We start from the raw sequence: 19,624 nt of genomic DNA on the forward strand, positions 1-19,624 counted from the left end.
CCCGCACGGGGGGCCGGTGGCGGCCAGGGAACCCAACAGCACGCACCACACCACCACGACCAACACGACCGTGATCCAATATGACTCTTCCACACCAGCAAGCCAGGGCGGCGACGAAACCATCGCACTCGGCAAACCCCAGCCACACAACCGTGCACACAACCATGCACGCTCAATTCTCCGTAGAAAGGAGGTGATCCAGCCGCACCTTCCGGTACGGCTACCTTGTTACGACTTAGTCCCAATCACGAGTCTCACCTTAGACGGCTCCCCCCACGAGGGTCGGGCCACCGGCTTCGGGTGCTACCCACTTTCATGACTTGACGGGCGGTGTGTACAAGGCCCGGGAACGCATTCACCGCGGCGTTGCTGATCCGCGATTACTAGCGACTCCGCCTTCACGCAGTCGAGTTGCAGACTGCGATCCGAACTGAGACCGGTTTTCAGCGATCCGCCCCACGTCACCGTGTCGCATCGCGTTGTACCGGCCATTGTAGCATGCGTGAAGCCCTGGACGTAAGGGGCATGATGATCTGACGTCATCCCCACCTTCCTCCGAGTTGACCCCGGCGGTCCCACATGAGTTCCCGGCATAACCCGCTGGCAACATGCGGCGAGGGTTGCGCTCGTTGCGGGACTTAACCCAACATCTCACGACACGAGCTGACGACGACCATGCACCACCTGTGAACCGGCCCCGAAGGGAAACCCCGTTTCCGGGGCGATCCGGCACATGTCAAGCCCAGGTAAGGTTCTTCGCGTTGCATCGAATTAATCCGCATGCTCCGCCGCTTGTGCGGGCCCCCGTCAATTTCTTTGAGTTTTAGCCTTGCGGCCGTACTCCCCAGGCGGGATGCTTAACGCGTTGGCTCCGACACAGGACCCGTGGAAAGGGCCCCACATCCAGCATCCACCGTTTACGGCGTGGACTACCAGGGTATCTAATCCTGTTCGCTCCCCACGCTTTCGCTCCTCAGCGTCAGTAACGGCCCAGAGACCTGCCTTCGCCATTGGTGTTCTTCCCGATATCTACACATTCCACCGTTACACCGGGAATTCCAGTCTCCCCTACCGCACTCCAGCCCGCCCGTACCCGGCGCAGATCCACCGTTAGGCGATGGACTTTCACACCGGACGCGACGAACCGCCTACGAGCCCTTTACGCCCAATAAATCCGGATAACGCTCGCACCCTACGTATTACCGCGGCTGCTGGCACGTAGTTAGCCGGTGCTTATTCGAACAATCCACTCAACACGGCCCGAAGCCGTGCCTTGCCCTTGAACAAAAGCGGTTTACAACCCGAAGGCCTCCATCCCGCACGCGGCGTCGCTGCATCAGGCTTGCGCCCATTGTGCAATATTCCCCACTGCTGCCTCCCGTAGGAGTCTGGGCCGTATCTCAGTCCCAATGTGGCCGGTCACCCTCTCAGGCCGGCTACCCGTCAACGCCTTGGTGGGCCATCACCCCGCCAACAAGCTGATAGGACGCGACCCCATCCCATGCCGCAAAAAGCATTTCCCACCCCACCATGCGGTGGGGCGGAGCATCCGGTATTACCACCCGTTTCCAGGAGCTATTCCGGTGCACAGGGCAGGTTGGTCACGCATTACTCACCCGTTCGCCACTCTCACCCCGGCAGCCAGGCCGCCAGGGATCCCGTTCGACTTGCATGTGTTAAGCACGCCGCCAGCGTTCATCCTGAGCCAGAATCGAACCCTCCACAACAAACATTGCAGAAAGCCAAAAACGACTCTCAAATCCATTTCAAAAGAAATCAGACGGACCATCCAATAAGGAAGGACGGTCACACAAAAAACCTCCGCCATCCATCAAAACCCGACAGGATTACCCACACGAAACCATGCAGGCGGACAACGGAACTGGCATCATAAAAGACGACCAAGCACCATCACGGCCACGACAGCCGCAACGACATCAACCTTGGTCAAGTAGTACAGTACACGCTATTGAGTTCTCAAACCACCACCACACAGCCGGCGAACACACCCGGACCCAGTCCAGAAGCTCACCAACCGGCAGCAAGATGAATAACTTACACGCCCCACCCCGAAAACACAAACCCACCCCCAACCACACACCACAAAACCCCTAGAAAACACTCACCACCACCGGCGTGTCGAAAACCAGCCAAAACACCAACCAACGGACAAAACAGCCTGACCCCAATCCCACCCCCAGATGCAACAAGAGACACAAAAGGAGACACAAGAAAACCTACGGCACCTTCCACTTCTGCCTTCACCATATTCGCCCCTGATTCTCGCCCGACCTCGAGAACGCGCGACTACGCTGAACCGCAGTACATAATCTGCGATTCATAGAACGGGAGGGAATTCGAATGATTATGAACAATGGCTTCGTCCCCGTGGCCACCGCATCGCCGCGCACACGCGTCGCCGATCCGATGGCCAATGCCGAACTGTGTTGCGATGCCATAGTCCGCGCCGCGAACGCAGGTGCCAAGGTGGTTGCACTGCCGGAGGTGGTGCTCACCAGCTACATCGCCGATGACATGCTGTACCACGACATCGTGCTCGATGCCGCCGAGGAGGCGCTTGCGCATCTCGTCGCCGAGACCGCGAAGCTGGACGTCGTATTCTCGGTGGGCCTGCCGCTATGCGTGAACGGCAAGATCTACAACACGCTTGCCATTTGCCATGCCGGCGAGATCATGGGCGTCGTCCCCAAGACCTACATTCCCACCTATGGCGTTGATTTCGAAGGTCGTTGGTTCAGTTCAGGGCCTGCCGACGTCACCTATATCACCGTCGCCGGCCAGGAGCATGTGCCGTTTGGCTCGCATCAGGTGTTCCGCTGCCGCCAGATGCCGCAGCTATGCCTGGGATATGAGATTTGCGAGGACATCTGGTCGCCTGATCCGCCGTCGATCCATCTTGCTCTTGCCGGCGCGACGATTATCTGCAACGGTTCCGCGTCGAACGCGTCACTCGAAAAGGATCTGTACCGCCGTTCGCTGATCAGCGGGCAGAGCGCACGCCTGTTGTGCTGCTATGCCTACTGCAGCTCAGGTCAAGGCGATTCCACCGGCGACGTGACTGTGGGCGGACAGGAGATCATCGCCGAGAACGGCAGTATTCTCGCGCAAGCCGAGCCGTTCGGAGATGGGTTCGCCATCGCCGACGTGGACGTCGAAAGCCTGTGGGGCGCACGTCGCGGCATGTCGTCGTTCCACGTGGAACCAACCCCGCAATACGCCGATTACCACGAGACCATGTTCGACATGACCATTCCCGATCATCCGCTCATGCGGCCGGTCTCCAAGCAGCCGTTCATTCCGGCGGATGAGAAGATGCGCGCAGACTGCTGCTCGCTGGCTGTGACGATGCAGGCGCACGGTCTCGCCGCCCGCGTGGGCGCGCAGAATGCCGATCATCTCGTCATCGATACCACGAACTCGAGTGTGACGAACACAGCGCTGGCGATGCTCGCCGTCGCGCGATTCTACGATCTGGAACGCCCCGCCGTGCCGGACATGTACGTGGCGATCTCACAGGATGTGCAAAACGGGCAATCTGCAAACGTGAAACTCATCGAACAGCTGGCGGATGCACTCGGCCTGCCCCTCGCCACACTCGCCTCCGCCCAGGCCGCGCAACAGGACACCGCACAGAGCAGCCCGGAGCACCCGGTACTCGATATTCAGGAGCTGATCGGCGACACCAGCTGGCTTATCGTGAATCCGAGCGACATGACCCAGCTGGCACTCGGTCTCGTGCAGTTCCCCTTCGATCTCGGCCGCCAATACGGCATCAATTCGCAGATTGCACACACCTTCGTGCCGGTGATTCTGCGGCAGTACGCGCAGGAGTGCGCAGAAGGGAATCTGCAGACGTTGCTCGGCGCGATCTGCGACGCCGACGACGAGCTGCATATACCGGAACATGACACGGTGAGCATGAGCGAAAGCGCGGAGCTCGGGCCAGCGATTGTGGAGGACTTCTATCTGGATGGCTTCCTGCGTGCCCAATACCGGCCCGCGAAAACGTTTGCGCTGGCTAAGCAGGCATTCGCCGGGGAGTATGGCGAACATGAGCTGCTCGTCTGGATGAAGGCGTTCTACGAGCGCTTCTTCGGCTCGCAGTTCCTCCGCCACAGCTTGCCCGACGGCCCGCGTATCGGCTCGGCGGGACTCGACCTGCGCGACGGCTTCATGATGCCGACGTATGCGCAGAGCACGCTGTGGATGAACGAAGTGGACGCGCTGCTCAACGCGGCGGCCAAGTGATCACGGCACCGCGCGCATAAGCAAATGGGGCTGCAGATATCGCATATCTGCAGCCCCATTTGCTTCCCTGATTTCACGGATCGTCATGCCCGCAGATTACGTTGCTAGCCGCCGAATATCTCCTCATGGGTGCCGGTGCGCATGAACACGGCAAAGGAATCCTCCCGCACCCATACCGCAAGTCAATCGCCCGCGTTGCCCACATGACACTCAACCACACCTTGCCAATCCTTGCCTTTGAGTCGGTGCGCTCGATGCCGGACGCGCAGGATCTCCTTGGATTCCTCCGTGTTCTCCAGGACCAGACGTATGACGTTCTTCAGCTCCGTCAGATCGGCGTGTTTGCGCTGCAGTCGCTTGACGTCACGACGAAAAGCCGATGTGTAGTCCGCTTCCAACCGCGCCATGCTCAGATTCCCAACGAATCGAACATCGCGTCGGCATCCTGGAACCGAGGCGCCCCCTCCTTGGCCATGCGTCGCGCTTCAGCCAATGCTTCCAACGTTTCCTCGGGAACGTTGCTGTAGGACAGATTCAATGGGATGCGCCGCTCACGCACGATCTGCCGGTAAAACGCGCGCGTGACACTCGACAGGTCGAAACCGAAATCCTCTGCGATGTCAGAAGCCTGCTTCTTCGTATCCTCGTCAACCCGGACCGTGACCGATGTCATGCTCATAACCACTCCTTGACAAACGTAAGACAATATTAAGCTCAAGTATTGCAATAATCAAATAGTTAACGAATGTGTCGGAGGGGCTGCATTTTGCTTGGGATATGCGAAGGCCCGGGGAACGTGTGTTCCCCGGGCCTTCGGTGAAGTGTGGTTGCGGCGGTGTGCTACTCTCCCATGTCCTCTCGGGCATAGTACCATCGCCGTGCCAGGGCTTAGCTTCCGGGTTCGGAATGGGACCGGGCGTCTCCCCTGGGCCATGGCCGCCGCAAAATTCTGTTATTCTCTGTTCGGGTGGCGGATTGGGAACCGGATCGTGGACGCGGGTGTTGAAGGATGTTGGTGTTCGTGCCGCCATGATGATGTCGCCGGGGTTGTCCTGGCTTGTGTCATGGTGGTGTTGGTTGTCTTCGACCGTTAGTGCCGGTCGGCTCCACCCCTCGCGGGGCTTCCACGTCCGGTCTATCAACCACATGTTCTCTATGGGGTCTCACACACCCCCCAGGGGGGGTGTCAGGAATCCTTATCTTGGAGCGGGCTTCCCGCTTAGATGCTTTCAGCGGTTATCCCTCCCGAACGTGGCCAACCAGCCGTGCCCCTGGCGGGACAACTGGCATACCAGAGGTTCGTCCACCCAGGTCCTCTCGTACTATGGGCAGGCCTCCTCAGGATTCCAACGAGCGCAGAGGATAGAGACCAAACTGTCTCACGACGTTCTGAACCCAGCTCGCGTGCCGCTTTAATCGGCGAACAGCCGAACCCTTGGGACCTGCTCCAGCCCCAGGATGCGACGAGCCGACATCGAGGTGCCAAACCATCCCGTCGATATGGACTCTTGGGAATGATCAGCCTGTTATCCCCGGGGTACCTTTTATCCGTTGAGCGATGCCGCGTCCGTACGCCGGCACCGGATCACTATCTCCGACTTTCGTCCCTGCTCGATCCGTCGATCTCGCAGTCAAGCCCGCTTGTGCGATTACACTCGACACCCGATTGCCAACCGGGCCGAGCGGACCTTTGAGCGCCTCCGTTACTCTTTGGGAGGCAACCGCCCCAGTTAAACTACCCGCCAGGCACTCTCCCCGACAAGGCTCACTTGTCCGGGTTAGGCATCAGATGGGGACAGAGCGGTATTTCACTGGCCGGCTCCACCACGGCTGGCGCCGTGGCTTCGAAGCCTCCCGCCTATGCTACACAATCCGCACCTGATGCCAATACCAAGGTATAGTAAAGGTCCCGGGGTCTTTTCGTCCTTCTGCGCTTAACGAGCATCTTTACTCGTACTGCAATTTCGCCGAGCTCCTGGTCGAGACAGCGGGGAAGTCGTTACGCCATTCGTGCAGGTCGGAACTTACCCGACAAGGAATTTCGCTACCTTAGGATGGTTATAGTTACCACCGCCGTTTACCGGGGCTTGAATTCACCACTTCGCATCCCGCGAGGGGACGCTGATGGATCCTCTTAACCTTCCGGCACCGGGCAGGCGTCAGTGCATATACGGCGACTTGCGTCTTGGCATGCACCTGTGTTTTTGGTAAACAGTCGCTACCCCCTGGCCTGTGCCACCCCCAGCCGCCCGCGGCCCGCGAACGGGGCCGGAACCGCCGGGGGTCTCCCTTATGCCGAAGGCACGGGAGCAATTTGCCGAGTTCCTTGACCAGGATTCGCTCGATCGCTTCGGTATACTCTACCAGACCACCTGTGTCGGTTTGGGGTACGGGCGGCAACGGACCTCGCGCCGAAGCTTTTCTCGGCCGACGGGATCACCGGATATCACGCCTGAACAGCGCCCATCATCACGCCTCACCCCATCATGCCCCCGGATTTGCCTGGGGGCGGGGCCACACGCTTGACCAGGGAAAACCACCTCCCCGGCCGGCTACCCGTCCGCGTCACTCCTGAAACGCTCAACCCATGCGCGTCCAGGCCAAACAGCAACGGAATCAGAAGGCCGAAGCCCCCATCAACCGTATCGGATGGCCCTTGTTCACACGGGCTGCTGGTCGGTCCGAAAGCCGGTACGGGAATATCGACCCGTTCATCCATTCGACTACGCCTGTCGGCCTCGCCTTAGGACCCGACTCACCCAGGGACGACGAACGTGGCCCTGGAACCCTTGGTCTTCCAGCGGCAGGGATCCTCACCCTGCTCTCGCTACTCATGTCTGCATTCTCACTCCCACACAGTCCACGGCCGGGTTCCCCCGCCGCTTCGCCCCGGTGTGGGACGCTCTCCTACCACGCAACACAACGTTGCATCCCGCGTCTTCGGTGGCGTGCTTGAGCCCCGCTACATTGTCGGCGCGGAACCACTAGACCAGTGAGCTGTTACGCACTCTTTCAAGGATGGCTGCTTCTGAGCCAACCTCCTGGCTGTCTATGCGACTCCACATCCTTTCCCACTTAGCACGCGCTTGGGGACCTTAGACGACGGTCAGGGCTGTCTCCCCCTCGACGACGGAGCTTATCCCCCGCCGACTCACTGCCGGAATAGACGCGATGGGTATTCGGAGTTTGGTTGCTGTTGGTACCCGGTACGGGCCCGCAAGCATCCAGTAGCTCTACCCCCCACACGCAATCAACCGACGCTGCACCTAAATGCATTTCGAAGAGAACCAGCTATCACGGAATTTGATTGGCCTTTCACCCCTAACCCCAGTTCATCCCCTCAGTTTTCAACCTAAGTGGGTGCGGTCCTCCACGCGGTCTTACCCACGCTTCAACCTGACCAGGGCTAGATCATCCCGCTTCGGGTCCAGGACACGCGACTCAAAACGCCTTTTAAGACTCGCTTTCGCTACGCATACACCACACGGCTTATGCTCGCCACATGCCACTGACTCGCAGACTCATTTTTCGATAGGCACGCCGTCACCCCACCAGGGGGCTCCGACGGTTCGCGGGCGCACGGTTTCAGGAACTCTTTCACTCCCCTCCCGGGGTGCTTTTCACCTTTCCCTCACGGTACTCGTACGCTATCGGTCAGACAGGTATACTCAGGCTTACCCGACGGTCCGGGCGGATTCACACGGGATTCCACGAGTCCCGCGCTACTCGGGAGACACCATCCATGGTGCACGCGCATACGGCTACGGGGCCATCACCCTCTCCGGCCCGGTATCCAACCCGGTTCGCCTCACGCATGCATTTATCACCACAGCCAACGGCGTCGGCCGCTGGACAGGCGTTCCCACGACACCATGCGCGCAACCCCCGACGGGTATCACACACGCACGGTTTAGCCATCATCCGCTTTCGCTCGCCACTACTCACGGAGTATCCTCTCCTGCAGGTACTGAGATGTTTCACTTCCCTGCGTACCCCCCGCACAAGTGCGGTGCCAGCCCATGACGGCTGGCGGGTTGCCCCATTCGGACACCCTGGGATCAAAGCCATGTCGGCGGCTCCCCCAGGACTATCGCGGCCCCACACGTCCTTCATCGGTACTGTCTGCCAAGGCATCCACCATACGCCCATCACGACAACCACAACACGGCCGCCATGACCAAAGCACTACTGAAAAACCCTAGAACGACATCAGATCACGGAGACGCACCGCACACGGCGCGCCCCCACACGATACGAACGAACCCAAGAAAAACGATTCCTCGGATTCGAATCACAGTACGAACACCAACCCCACCCACAACGGGCGGGCCGATGCTCGCGTCCACTATCCAGTTCTCAAACCACCACCCCACCAGGACACCCACCCCGCACCAACAGGCACCGGGCAGCCGACCTGGGGGACCCACAGGCAACCACACCCCCGCACGGGGGGCCGGTGGCGGCCAGGGAACCCAACAGCACGCACCACACCACCACGACCAACACGACCGTGATCCAATATGACTCTTCCACACCAGCAAGCCAGGGCGGCGACGAAACCATCGCACTCGGCAAACCCCAGCCACACAACCGTGCACACAACCATGCACGCTCAATTCTCCGTAGAAAGGAGGTGATCCAGCCGCACCTTCCGGTACGGCTACCTTGTTACGACTTAGTCCCAATCACGAGTCTCACCTTAGACGGCTCCCCCCACGAGGGTCGGGCCACCGGCTTCGGGTGCTACCCACTTTCATGACTTGACGGGCGGTGTGTACAAGGCCCGGGAACGCATTCACCGCGGCGTTGCTGATCCGCGATTACTAGCGACTCCGCCTTCACGCAGTCGAGTTGCAGACTGCGATCCGAACTGAGACCGGTTTTCAGCGATCCGCCCCACGTCACCGTGTCGCATCGCGTTGTACCGGCCATTGTAGCATGCGTGAAGCCCTGGACGTAAGGGGCATGATGATCTGACGTCATCCCCACCTTCCTCCGAGTTGACCCCGGCGGTCCCACATGAGTTCCCGGCATAACCCGCTGGCAACATGCGGCGAGGGTTGCGCTCGTTGCGGGACTTAACCCAACATCTCACGACACGAGCTGACGACGACCATGCACCACCTGTGAACCGGCCCCGAAGGGAAACCCCGTTTCCGGGGCGATCCGGCACATGTCAAGCCCAGGTAAGGTTCTTCGCGTTGCATCGAATTAATCCGCATGCTCCGCCGCTTGTGCGGGCCCCCGTCAATTTCTTTGAGTTTTAGCCTTGCGGCCGTACTCCCCAGGCGGGATGCTTAACGCGTTGGCTCCGACACAGGACCCGTGGAAAGGGCCCCACATCCAGCATCCACCGTTTACGGCGTGGACTACCAGGGTATCTAATCCTGTTCGCTCCCCACGCTTTCGCTCCTCAGCGTCAGTAACGGCCCAGAGACCTGCCTTCGCCATTGGTGTTCTTCCCGATATCTACACATTCCACCGTTACACCGGGAATTCCAGTCTCCCCTACCGCACTCCAGCCCGCCCGTACCCGGCGCAGATCCACCGTTAGGCGATGGACTTTCACACCGGACGCGACGAACCGCCTACGAGCCCTTTACGCCCAATAAATCCGGATAACGCTCGCACCCTACGTATTACCGCGGCTGCTGGCACGTAGTTAGCCGGTGCTTATTCGAACAATCCACTCAACACGGCCCGAAGCCGTGCCTTGCCCTTGAACAAAAGCGGTTTACAACCCGAAGGCCTCCATCCCGCACGCGGCGTCGCTGCATCAGGCTTGCGCCCATTGTGCAATATTCCCCACTGCTGCCTCCCGTAGGAGTCTGGGCCGTATCTCAGTCCCAATGTGGCCGGTCACCCTCTCAGGCCGGCTACCCGTCAACGCCTTGGTGGGCCATCACCCCGCCAACAAGCTGATAGGACGCGACCCCATCCCATGCCGCAAAAAGCATTTCCCACCCCACCATGCGGTGGGGCGGAGCATCCGGTATTACCACCCGTTTCCAGGAGCTATTCCGGTGCACAGGGCAGGTTGGTCACGCATTACTCACCCGTTCGCCACTCTCACCCCGGCAGCCAGGCCGCCAGGGATCCCGTTCGACTTGCATGTGTTAAGCACGCCGCCAGCGTTCATCCTGAGCCAGAATCGAACCCTCCACAACAAACATTGCAGAAAGCCAAAAACGACTCTCAAATCCATTTCAAAAGAAATCAGACGGACCATCCAATAAGGAAGGACGGTCACACAAAAAACCTCCGCCATCCATCAAAACCCGACAGGATTACCCACACGAAACCATGCAGGCGGACAACGGAACTGGCATCATAAAAGACGACCAAGCACCATCACGGCCACGACAGCCGCAACGACATCAACCTTGGTCAAGTAGTACAGTACACGCTATTGAGTTCTCAAACCACCACCACACAGCCGGCGAACACACCCGGACCCAGTCCAGAAGCTCACCAACCGGCAGCAAGATGAATAACTTACACGCCCCACCCCGAAAACACAAACCCACCCCCAACCACACACCACAAAACCCCTAGAAAACACTCACCACCACCGGCGTGTCGAAAACCAGCCAAAACACCCCCAAACCAACCAAACAACCAACACACAACCAACCAAAAATGCCAGCACGGGAACGAACATTCCATCAAACAGCTTCGCCGCCACGCAAAAGACCACCACAGATGCCACATCCATCCCCAGCGCATAACACCCGTGACACGAGCTACACAGCCTCCTCCCCACACGTAAAAGGAGACAACAACCACACCACACACGACCCAAATTACGCAAAATGGGTCATACCAGACCATCCCTCGACGTAAAAGGAGACGAAACCCGTGCCACAAACGACCCAAATTACGCAGGCTAGGCAGCCAACCCTGCAACACGGAGACAGTCGGGCGCAGTCAGCCAAGATGCACGTACCGCACCGAAATGCGAAGTGGTGTAGAACTGGGAACAGAAGCAATCTGCAAACACAGCAACAAGCAACAGAGGAGCAGGCATGGCACAGAAACAGATCGTGGTACTCACCGGCGCGGGAATCTCCACTTCGGCGGGAATTCCGGACTTCCGCGGGCCGGACGGCGTATGGACCAAGCACCCGGACCAGATGCAGGTGTACGACATCGATGCGTTCCTCACCGATAAAGAGGCGCGCGAATACTCCTGGCGTTGGCAGAAAGAGTCCCCGGTGTGGAACGCGAAACCGGGCAAAGCGCATTATGCACTCGTCGACCTCGAGAAAGCGGGCATGCTCAGTCTCATCGCCACGCAGAACTTCGACGCACTGCACGAAAAGGCGGGGAATTCGCCGAGCAAGATCGTGAATCTGCACGGCACCATCGGCACGTCGCACTGCATGAAGTGCCATGCGAAATATGACACCGCAGACATCATGGCACGGCTTGACGAGGAGCCGGATCCGCATTGCCATCGCCAGCTGCCGTACCGCGGGAACATGCCCTGCAACGGGCTGCTCAAGACGGACGTCGTCTACTTCGGCGAAGCGCTGCCGGAAGGCGCGATGGAACGGTCTATCCGCGCCGCACAGCAGGCCGACGAACTGTGGGTGGTCGGGTCCACGCTCGAAGTGTTCCCCGCGGCGTCGATTGTTCCGGCCGCGGCTCAGGCGGGAGTGCCGATCACCATCATGAACATGGGTCGCACACAGTACGATTCGCTCGCCACGCGCCTCATTCACGAAGACATCGCGGTGGCGCTGCCGGAGCTCGTGCAGCGGACCATCGCAGACAACAGGTGAGCGCACGGCGTTCCCGCACATAGTATTGGGCCCGCGTTCCAGTGCACGGAACGCGGGCCCAATACATTGCTTGGCAACAAACGTACCAGATTAGCAGATAATCGCCGGCGGGCAATCTGCAGACCGGCAGATGAAACCGGGAGGCGAGATCGCGGAATCAGTAGATTCGCTTGGGTGAATAACCAGCATCGCGCAGCATCTGCATGACCTGTTCGATATGGTCCGGGCCGTTCGTCTCCACGGTCACGCCGAGCGCCACCGAGTTCGTGTAATGACCGTTCGCCTTGAACTGGTCATGATCGAGCGCGATGACATTCGCGCGCGCCTTCGCGAGGATCGTCGCGACCTTGACCAGCTGGCCAGGGGTGTCGGGCAGCTCGACCTCGAAATTCATGATGCGGCCGCGCGCGATCATACCCTTCTGGATCACCGCGCCGATCGTCACCGTGTCGATGTTGCCGCCCGACATGATCGACACGACGACGTGCTCTCCCGGCGCCTCCGCGAACTTGCGCGAACGCAGATTGAGATGTTCGAGCGCAGCGAGCGAAACGGCGCCCGCGGCCTCCACGACCATCTTGTGCTTCTCGAGCATGAGCAGGATCATCTCGTTGATATCGCGCTCGGAGACCTCCACAAGGTCGTCGAGGAACTCATTGAGCAGCGCGAACGTGAGATCGCCGGGACGACGCACCGCCACGCCCTCCGCAGACGTGACCACCTTGTCGGCCGGCACCACGTGACCGGCGTTGAACGACCTGCGGAACGCCGGCGAACCCTCCGGAATCGCGCCGATCACGCGCACCTCAGGACGGAACATCTTCACGGCGAGCGCGACGCCAGCACCCAGGCCGCCGCCGCCAAGAGGCACGACGATGTCGGTGACATCCGGAACGTCTTCGAGAATCTCCATGGCGATGGTGCCCTGCCCGCACAGCACCTCGTAATCGTCGAACGGCGGCACGTAGGTCATGCCCTCACGCTGGCTCAGCTCGATCGCGTAGGCCGCGGCCTCGTCGAACACATCGCCGTGCAGCACGACGTCGGCTCCGTACGCCTTCGTCGCGTCCACCTTGAGCGGCGGCGTGATCTCCGGCATCAGAATCGTCGCCTTCGCCCCACGCTCACGGGCCGCATAGGCGACGCCCTGCGCATGGTTGCCTGCCGAGGCGGTGACAATACCGCGCTCGAGCTCCTCGTCGGTGAGCGAGGCGATCTTGTTGTAAGCGCCGCGAATCTTGAACGAACCTGTGACCTGCAGATTCTCCGGCTTGAGCAGGATCGTGTGCCCGGTCATCTCCGACAGCACCGGCGACGCGATGATCTGCGTGTGCTTTGCAGTCCCCTCGAGTCGTTCGGCGGCCATCTTCAGTTCCGCAGCGTGATCCCTGCGCATTGCTTGCAACACATCTTTCTGTTCCATGGGAGCCAAGTTTAAGAAAAAACCGCGCGCGCGTCACACTCTGTCCGACTGCTGACATAGTTCGTCTTCCAGCGTGAACAGATGCGGCCCTGTTTCCCGCATTCGATGTGTTTCACGGGAAACACGGGCGCGAGTGCGAGCCGATGCAGGCTCGGAGATACCGAACAACCCCTGTACTTCCACTTCGACGCCAGTCTACAATGAGATAGATTGCCAACTGCGTCAACGAAGGAGAGGGGGAACTTATGGGCATGATCGTTGTGCTTGAACTAAGCGATGCCGACAACGAGTATCAATTTGATTCCCATATTGCCGCGGCGACAGAGAAAGCGCAACTGGAGCTGACGCGACTTGACGACATCATTGGGGCATCTCGGATGTTGAGACCCGAATGTGACCGCCTCGATTACGCTTTGGCAGTTTCGTCCGGCGTGCTGTGCTCGCTGTTCGATATCTTTCTCGTCGGGGCGCCGAACGATTCGGAGCTGCAAAGTCAAACCGATCAGTGGTTCAGTTCTCGCATACAGAACTTTGCAAGGTTTTTCGGATGGGACGGCGAAAAGGGTGATCTGGCATCCGCCATCAAAAAGTTGGAGGACACGTTCGGGATTCCCTATGATCAGACAGGTCAGGGCATTTCCGGCACGATTGTTTTCAGCCTCTCCCCGATGAACCATCATTTCAAATCGCTCGGTCACAATCCCACTCTATTTGGTCTGTTCTTCTCCATTCTGGACCAATTCACCAATCAGTCGCATTTCGTGTCAGGCGGTCAGATGATTGCCTTGACCGAGGCCAGCGGTTCCTTCGAACTACGAGGCGCAACGGTTCCGGCACGCCTGTTCTGCGGATTCACGAATTGGCTTGGGCATCTTTTCTCTGATATGACAGGCTCGTCGGGAAGCGCACGAAAAGGCAATCGCGGCATGGGTATCCCCTCTCCACTGTGGACATGGGCCAATGACGCGATAGCCACACTGCAGACTATGCGTATACGGATTCCGGACTGGCTGACGCAGTTCAATGAATTTGCGATGAACTTGTATTTGCAGGGTTATGACCTGCGATTCCAGGCCATGCAGGCCATCCCCGTAATGCTCAATGAACTGATTACACGACTGCTGTATCTCACACGCAGGCTCGTCGAATACTACCGAGAACATGCGCATGAATCGCTGTCACCTCAGGCAATGTGGACAGCATGTGAACCATTCACGAATCCCTCAGTCAAACGCATGCTTACGGTGGCACATGGCACCTTCTGCTTGTTTGACGCAACGGATGCCATCATTCGAGGGGCAACGAAAACGCCAGGTTCATTTGACGTACAGGAAATAGCGATGCGGCTCAATATCGTAGGAATCGGCCGTTTCGCCATCAGTCTGTACGGCGAAGGCAGGCGTGCCGGCCAGCTGCACAAAGTGGAGCAGCAAGCCCGATTCGCGAGCCGCGAGCGCATTATCGTCGAGGATTACCTCGCCGGATTGGTCGAGCTCGGTCGTTTGTATGACGATCGACAGCTCATCGATTTTACCGATGCTTTCAAAAACAGCGGTCCATATATCAGGGCATTCGAGAAATCTGCCCGGCTGGCCGCACTTCGCAGGGTCCCGAAAGACCAGATTCTCACCACAAAGTCAGACATCGATTCATATTTCAACAAGTAAAGGAGTTGCCATGGGCAACAGTTTTTTCGATAACATCGGCAATGCGTTCAATGAGATTGGCAGGAATGTCAACAAAACCACTAACGAAGTGGCGAATAACGTCGGCAAGGTCGCAGGAGAGGTCGGGAGCAATATCACGCATATGGCCGGGGAGGTTAGTCAGAATGTCGGCAGGATTGCCGGCGAAGTCGGACAAGGCGTCAGCAATTTTGCCAACGAGAAAGGCCGTGACATTAGCGATATCGCGACAAACGCGGCACACAACGTAGCCAAAACGGCAGGGGACGTCGGACATGGCATCGCCGAATTCGCCGGCAAAGTCGGCGACAACGTGAATAAAACACTCGATCCGGAGCAGGAGAAAATGGAACAGGCGAACGCGGAGATGCAACGCGCACTGGATGAGACGAACACGCAGATCGAACGGCTCGGCGCCTGCGACAACGTTCTCTTTGACCACCTCAATGAGATTCAGACATGTTTCGACGCCATCAGAAACGTCCCTACCGAACAGCGACTGCAATACGAAGAGCTGGCCAAGATTCGCCTGGATTGGAAGAAAAAGGCGGAGGAGATCCAGGAGGACTGCGAGATTGCCGCAGTCAAGGCCGCAGGTGCCGGAGCCGCGGGCGCGGCAGCGGGTATTGGAGTTGCAGCCCTAGCTCCAACCGTCGCCATGGGAATTGCAACTACCTTTGGCGTGGCATCCACAGGTACTGCAATTTCCGCACTAAGCGGCGCAGCTGCTACACATGCGGCCTTGGCATGGCTAGGAGGAGGGGCGCTGGCAGCCGGAGGAGGCGGTATGGCGGCAGGGAACGCCTTTCTGGCGATGTGTGGTCCTATCGGTTGGACAATCGCCGGCGTCGCATTGCTTACTAGCGGTCTGCTCATCTTCAAGAACATCAACGACAAAAAGAGACTCGAGAAGGTGTTCACGCTCATCAGCGAACGAGATACCAAGAAGTATCAACTGGCTACCGTGGAACTCAAGGAACGCATTGTGCACATCGATGACGAGAACGACCGCCTCGCAGAAGCAATCGAACGTGTTAAATCGTTTGGGCTTGACTACGAGCAAATGAGTGAAGCGCAGCAATACGAGCTCGGATCCTATGTGAACCTCATGGGTGCATCCACGCAGCTTCTCATTAATCCGATTCTCGGACTCCAGACAAAGGTGACGGAGACAGACCTGTCCAAATTCGCTCTGTCTGTGAACACGCACCTCGATAAGAAACACACCGAAGCAATCGTTTATCTCGCGAATCTGCTGTACAAAATCGATATCGACGGCACCGATCGCAAGCTGCTGTGCACAGCGTTCTCTAAAAATGAAGAGTTCCTCCAGTCCGTGAATCTGGACAAGAAGGACTTCGACCTTTCAATGTTCGAAACGGTGACCAAGCTGCTCATGTGGACGTACGGCAACAACGCAGCAAAGGACATATGATCCCGGCAGCAGTCGCACTACCGTCAGTCCAGAGGAAGCGATCTCAGTTCGCTTCCTCTGCGCTTTTGATGATGGATAGCGCCATATCTTCGAGATTCTGTTCCAACTGATTGAACGCCGCATATTGACGCAAATACTCGCGCATGAACGGCATGGTGAACTCCACATAGCCCCAACCTGCAGGTTTGATGTAATCCTCGTGAATCAAGCGCGCACGGTACACGCTCGCATATTGCGGGGTCTTGTGCATGCGATGTGCAATCTCCGTCAAATCTGACAAATCTAACAAATCTAATGAAATCTAACAAATCTAAAATTCATCTAACAAGATTGACGACCTGTGTAGCAAGCCGCGCGGGTGAGGCACTCGCAGAAGGGCCGTGCCTCCCGGAACAGAACGTTCCACGAGAAACACGGCCGCAGAGTCTGCCAATGCGAGTATTCGCTACAGTTCGACGACGACGCCCTCCCAGCCGGCGAGCTCGCCGTTTGCCAAGGATTTCGCGGAGTGGATGGCATCGTACGTGCTCAGGATGATCCGGTCTTCGCTCACGCCGTCGGCGAGCAGATCCGCAACCGGCTTCGGCAGCGCGGCATGCCGACCAGTCAGATTGATTGCCACCAGTACGCGCTTCGCCGTGCCGTCCGCGTTCGCCAGCGTGCGCGTGAACGCGTAGACCTGCTCGTCATCGTCGTCGGCGAGCGCCCATTCCCCGGCCGACACAACGGCACTGTTATGCCGCAGATTGACAAGCTTCTTATAGAACGCGTAGACCGAATCCGGGTCGTCGAACTGCGCGGCGGCATTGATCTCCACATGGTTCGGGTTCACCGACAGCCACGGTTCGGTCTTGGCGTCAGCCGCGGTGAATCCCGCATATTTCGAACCATCCCACTGCATTGGCGTGCGCGCATTGTCGCGGCCGAACAGCGCGAGCGAATCCATCATGGACTCGCCGGACTGCACCTTCGCCTCTTCGACGCGCTGGCGGTATGCGTTGATCGACTCGAGATCGCGGTACTGGCCGAGTTCCGTGAAATGCGCACCTGTCATGCCGAGCTCCTCGCCCTGATAGATGTACGGGGTGCCGCGATGCAGGTGGATGAGCATGCCGAAGGCCTTCGCCGAATGCACACGATTCTCCTCATTCGAATCGTCGCCCCAGCGAGTGACCACGCGCGGTTGGTCGTGGTTACAGGTGAACAGACTTGCCCACCCGCGGTCGTGCACGGCCTCCTGCTGCGCCTTGAGCTGCTCGCGCAGGTGGCGCACATCGAACTTGACGACGTCCCACTTCGAATCGCCCTGGTCAATGCCCACATGGTCGAACAGGAACAGCATATCGAGTTCCTTGTGGTCTGGATCGGTGATGTACTCGTTACGCGCAGCGTCCACACCCGGCGCCTCGCCGACGTTCATATAGCCCCCGCGCTTCTCGAACACCTCACGGCGCATCTCCTGCAGGAACTCGTCGATGCGCGGGCCGTCGGAGGAGAACGGGTACGGGCTCGAGTACCCTTCTGGGCCGGCCGGGTAGTCATCGATCTCAGAACCCGCTTCGCCCGGAAGACGGCCGTTCTTGTCGACCACCTTGGAGATCTGCGTGATCACGTCCATACGGAAGCCGTCGATGCCCTTATCCATCCACCAGTTCATCATCCGGTAGACAGCTTGGCGCACGTCGGGGTTCTCCCAGTTGAGGTCGGGCTGTTTCTTGGAGTATTGGTGGAGGAAGTACTCGCCACGCTTGGTGTCATACTGCCATGCGGAACCACCGAAGTAGGAGCCCCATTCGTTCGGCTCGGCGCCCGGTGCACCCGGTTCCATGCCCGGTTTGGCGGGGCGCCACCAGTACCAGTCGGCTTTGCTGGAGTTGGGGTCGCGTGACTCCTGGAACCATGCATGCTCGTCGGAGGTGTGATTGACCACGAGGTCCATGATCACCTTGATGCCGCGCTTGTGCGCTTCGGCGAGCAGCTCGTCCATGTCATCCATCGTGCCGAAGATCGGGTCGATGGCCTCATAGTCAGAAATGTCATAGCCATTGTCGTCCTGCGGCGACTGATAGACCGGGCTCAGCCAGATCACATCCACGCCGAGATCGGCAATGTAATCGAGTCGGCTCGTGATGCCCTTGAGATCGCCGATGCCGTCGCCGTTAGAATCCTGGAAACTCCGCGGATAAATCTGGTACACCACCGCGTTCGCCCACCACGGGTTGGGTGTAGCGCCGTTCGTACGCACGGAATCGGGAAGCGCAGGCCTATTCATTGCGGTCATGGAAGCTCCTTTGCCTTTGAATAACAACCACCAACACTATAGAGATGGCTCCATAGTAGGCACCCATGAATTAATTGCCCAGCGTAGTATGCGGACGGGCGTGTGGGAAAGTAATTCCGCGGTCACATGCACGGGAATCTCCGCAAAATCGACCATATACGGCGTTTGCGCGGCATACTTTACGGAAGTCTCCGCAAGGAATGCCATGCTGGAGCCTCTTTGCGGTCGGTCATGCGGAAGCATCCGTAAACCATGCCGCGGCGGAGTCTGCAAATGGTGTATCTTACGGAACGCTCCGAGAACCATGCCAGCAAAAGACGTTTTTGCGGTCCATCTCAAGGAAACTTCCGAAAACCATGCCACAAAGAAGCGCTATTGCGGCGCATCTTACGGAAGCTTCCGAAAAACACGGCGCAAGCGGGTACTCCTGCGGCATATCTCACGGAAGACTCCGAGAAACAAACCGTTTTGAGACCACCGCGCGGTCGGTCATGCGGAAGGTTCCGGGTAATGAGGTGCCATAGCGGCAATCTGCGGTACGTCGTACGGAAGGTTCCGGGTAATGAGGTGCCATAGCGGCAATCTGCGGTACGTCGTACGGAAGGTTCCGAGAAACACACCAAGGAGGAATCCAGAAATGGTATATCTTACGGAAGCTTCCGAAAAACAAGCCGCAAACAAAGCGCAAAACAGCGCTTCCAAGCGCCCATAGGCGCCAAATACGGTGGATAACGGCGAAGTTATCCA

9 protein-coding genes and 4 rRNA genes are annotated in these 19,624 nt (G+C 58.6%); 4 read left to right on the top strand and 9 right to left on the bottom strand.

Going from position 1 to position 19,624, the window contains the following annotated elements:
• Window positions 1–186 precede the first annotated feature (186 nt).
• Window positions 187–1,727: ribosomal RNA gene (locus BANAN_RS07665) — 16S ribosomal RNA — on the bottom strand.
• Between the two features lie 634 nt (window positions 1,728–2,361).
• Here BANAN_RS07665 and BANAN_RS07670 point away from each other — a divergent pair.
• The gene (locus BANAN_RS07670) at window positions 2,362–4,269 is read left to right on the top strand and encodes a nitrilase-related carbon-nitrogen hydrolase (protein WP_014698327.1); all 1,908 of its coding nucleotides are present in this window, start codon (window positions 2,362–2,364) and stop codon (window positions 4,267–4,269) included.
• Between the two features lie 182 nt (window positions 4,270–4,451).
• Here BANAN_RS07670 and BANAN_RS07675 read toward each other — a convergent pair whose 3' ends face one another.
• The 5 genes from BANAN_RS07675 to BANAN_RS07695 all read right to left on the bottom strand — a co-directional run bounded on the left by BANAN_RS07675 (window position 4,452) and on the right by BANAN_RS07695 (window position 10,436).
• Window positions 4,452–4,676, bottom strand: coding sequence for a type II toxin-antitoxin system mRNA interferase toxin, RelE/StbE family (locus BANAN_RS07675; protein WP_014698328.1), 225 nt, complete (start codon window positions 4,674–4,676; stop codon window positions 4,452–4,454).
• A 2-nt stretch (window positions 4,677–4,678) separates the two neighbouring features.
• Window positions 4,679–4,948 carry a type II toxin-antitoxin system RelB/DinJ family antitoxin gene (locus BANAN_RS07680; RefSeq protein WP_014698329.1) on the bottom strand — a complete coding sequence of 90 codons (270 nt, stop codon included), beginning with the start codon at window positions 4,946–4,948 and terminating at the stop codon, window positions 4,679–4,681.
• A 148-nt stretch (window positions 4,949–5,096) separates the two neighbouring features.
• Window positions 5,097–5,213, bottom strand: a 5S ribosomal RNA gene (gene rrf / locus BANAN_RS07685).
• Window positions 5,214–5,340: 127 nt separating this feature from the next.
• Window positions 5,341–8,430, bottom strand: a 23S ribosomal RNA gene (locus BANAN_RS07690).
• 465 nt (window positions 8,431–8,895) lie between these two features.
• Window positions 8,896–10,436: ribosomal RNA gene (locus BANAN_RS07695) — 16S ribosomal RNA — on the bottom strand.
• Together the 16S, 23S and 5S rRNA genes form the textbook arrangement of a ribosomal RNA operon.
• A gap of 858 nt (window positions 10,437–11,294) precedes the next feature.
• Here BANAN_RS07695 and BANAN_RS07700 point away from each other — a divergent pair.
• Window positions 11,295–12,053 carry an SIR2 family NAD-dependent protein deacylase gene (locus BANAN_RS07700; RefSeq protein WP_014698330.1) on the top strand — a complete coding sequence of 253 codons (759 nt, stop codon included), beginning with the start codon at window positions 11,295–11,297 and terminating at the stop codon, window positions 12,051–12,053.
• A 157-nt stretch (window positions 12,054–12,210) separates the two neighbouring features.
• Here BANAN_RS07700 and ilvA read toward each other — a convergent pair whose 3' ends face one another.
• Window positions 12,211–13,476 carry a threonine ammonia-lyase gene (ilvA, locus tag BANAN_RS07705; protein ID WP_041777060.1) on the bottom strand — a complete coding sequence of 422 codons (1,266 nt, stop codon included), beginning with the start codon at window positions 13,474–13,476 and terminating at the stop codon, window positions 12,211–12,213.
• 245 nt (window positions 13,477–13,721) lie between these two features.
• Here ilvA and BANAN_RS07710 point away from each other — a divergent pair, with 245 nt between their 5' ends.
• Window positions 13,722–15,143, top strand: a complete 1,422-nt coding sequence (locus BANAN_RS07710; RefSeq protein ID WP_014698332.1) for a hypothetical protein — start codon at window positions 13,722–13,724, stop codon at window positions 15,141–15,143.
• A 10-nt stretch (window positions 15,144–15,153) separates the two neighbouring features.
• Window positions 15,154–16,596, top strand: coding sequence for a hypothetical protein (locus BANAN_RS07715; RefSeq protein WP_014698333.1), 1,443 nt, complete (start codon window positions 15,154–15,156; stop codon window positions 16,594–16,596).
• 43 nt (window positions 16,597–16,639) lie between these two features.
• On the opposite strand, the gene BANAN_RS07720 is transcribed toward BANAN_RS07715, so the two are convergent.
• The gene (locus tag BANAN_RS07720) at window positions 16,640–16,876 is read right to left on the bottom strand and encodes a hypothetical protein (protein WP_148266777.1); all 237 of its coding nucleotides are present in this window, start codon (window positions 16,874–16,876) and stop codon (window positions 16,640–16,642) included.
• A 165-nt stretch (window positions 16,877–17,041) separates the two neighbouring features.
• Entirely contained in the window at window positions 17,042–18,877 is a 1,836-nt protein-coding gene (locus tag BANAN_RS07725; protein ID WP_014698335.1) for an alpha-glucosidase, read from the bottom strand.
• Window positions 18,878–19,624: the final 747 nt, after the last annotated feature.

It is taken from the genome of Bifidobacterium animalis subsp. animalis ATCC 25527, assembly GCF_000260715.1.
GTDB lineage: Bacteria > Actinomycetota > Actinomycetes > Actinomycetales > Bifidobacteriaceae > Bifidobacterium > Bifidobacterium animalis.

Bases quoted from the DNA above. Each gene is read 5' to 3' on its own strand.
- BANAN_RS07670 (WP_014698327.1), top strand. From the start codon at position 2,362: ATGATTATGAACAATGGCTTCGTCCCCGTGGCCACCGCATCGCCGCGC.
- BANAN_RS07675 (WP_014698328.1), bottom strand. From the start codon at position 4,676: ATGGCGCGGTTGGAAGCGGACTACACATCGGCTTTTCGTCGTGACGTC.
- BANAN_RS07680 (WP_014698329.1), bottom strand. From the start codon at position 4,948: ATGAGCATGACATCGGTCACGGTCCGGGTTGACGAGGATACGAAGAAG.
- BANAN_RS07700 (WP_014698330.1), top strand. From the start codon at position 11,295: ATGGCACAGAAACAGATCGTGGTACTCACCGGCGCGGGAATCTCCACT.
- ilvA (WP_041777060.1), bottom strand. From the start codon at position 13,476: ATGGAACAGAAAGATGTGTTGCAAGCAATGCGCAGGGATCACGCTGCG.
- BANAN_RS07710 (WP_014698332.1), top strand. From the start codon at position 13,722: ATGGGCATGATCGTTGTGCTTGAACTAAGCGATGCCGACAACGAGTAT.
- BANAN_RS07715 (WP_014698333.1), top strand. From the start codon at position 15,154: ATGGGCAACAGTTTTTTCGATAACATCGGCAATGCGTTCAATGAGATT.
- BANAN_RS07725 (WP_014698335.1), bottom strand. From the start codon at position 18,877: ATGACCGCAATGAATAGGCCTGCGCTTCCCGATTCCGTGCGTACGAAC.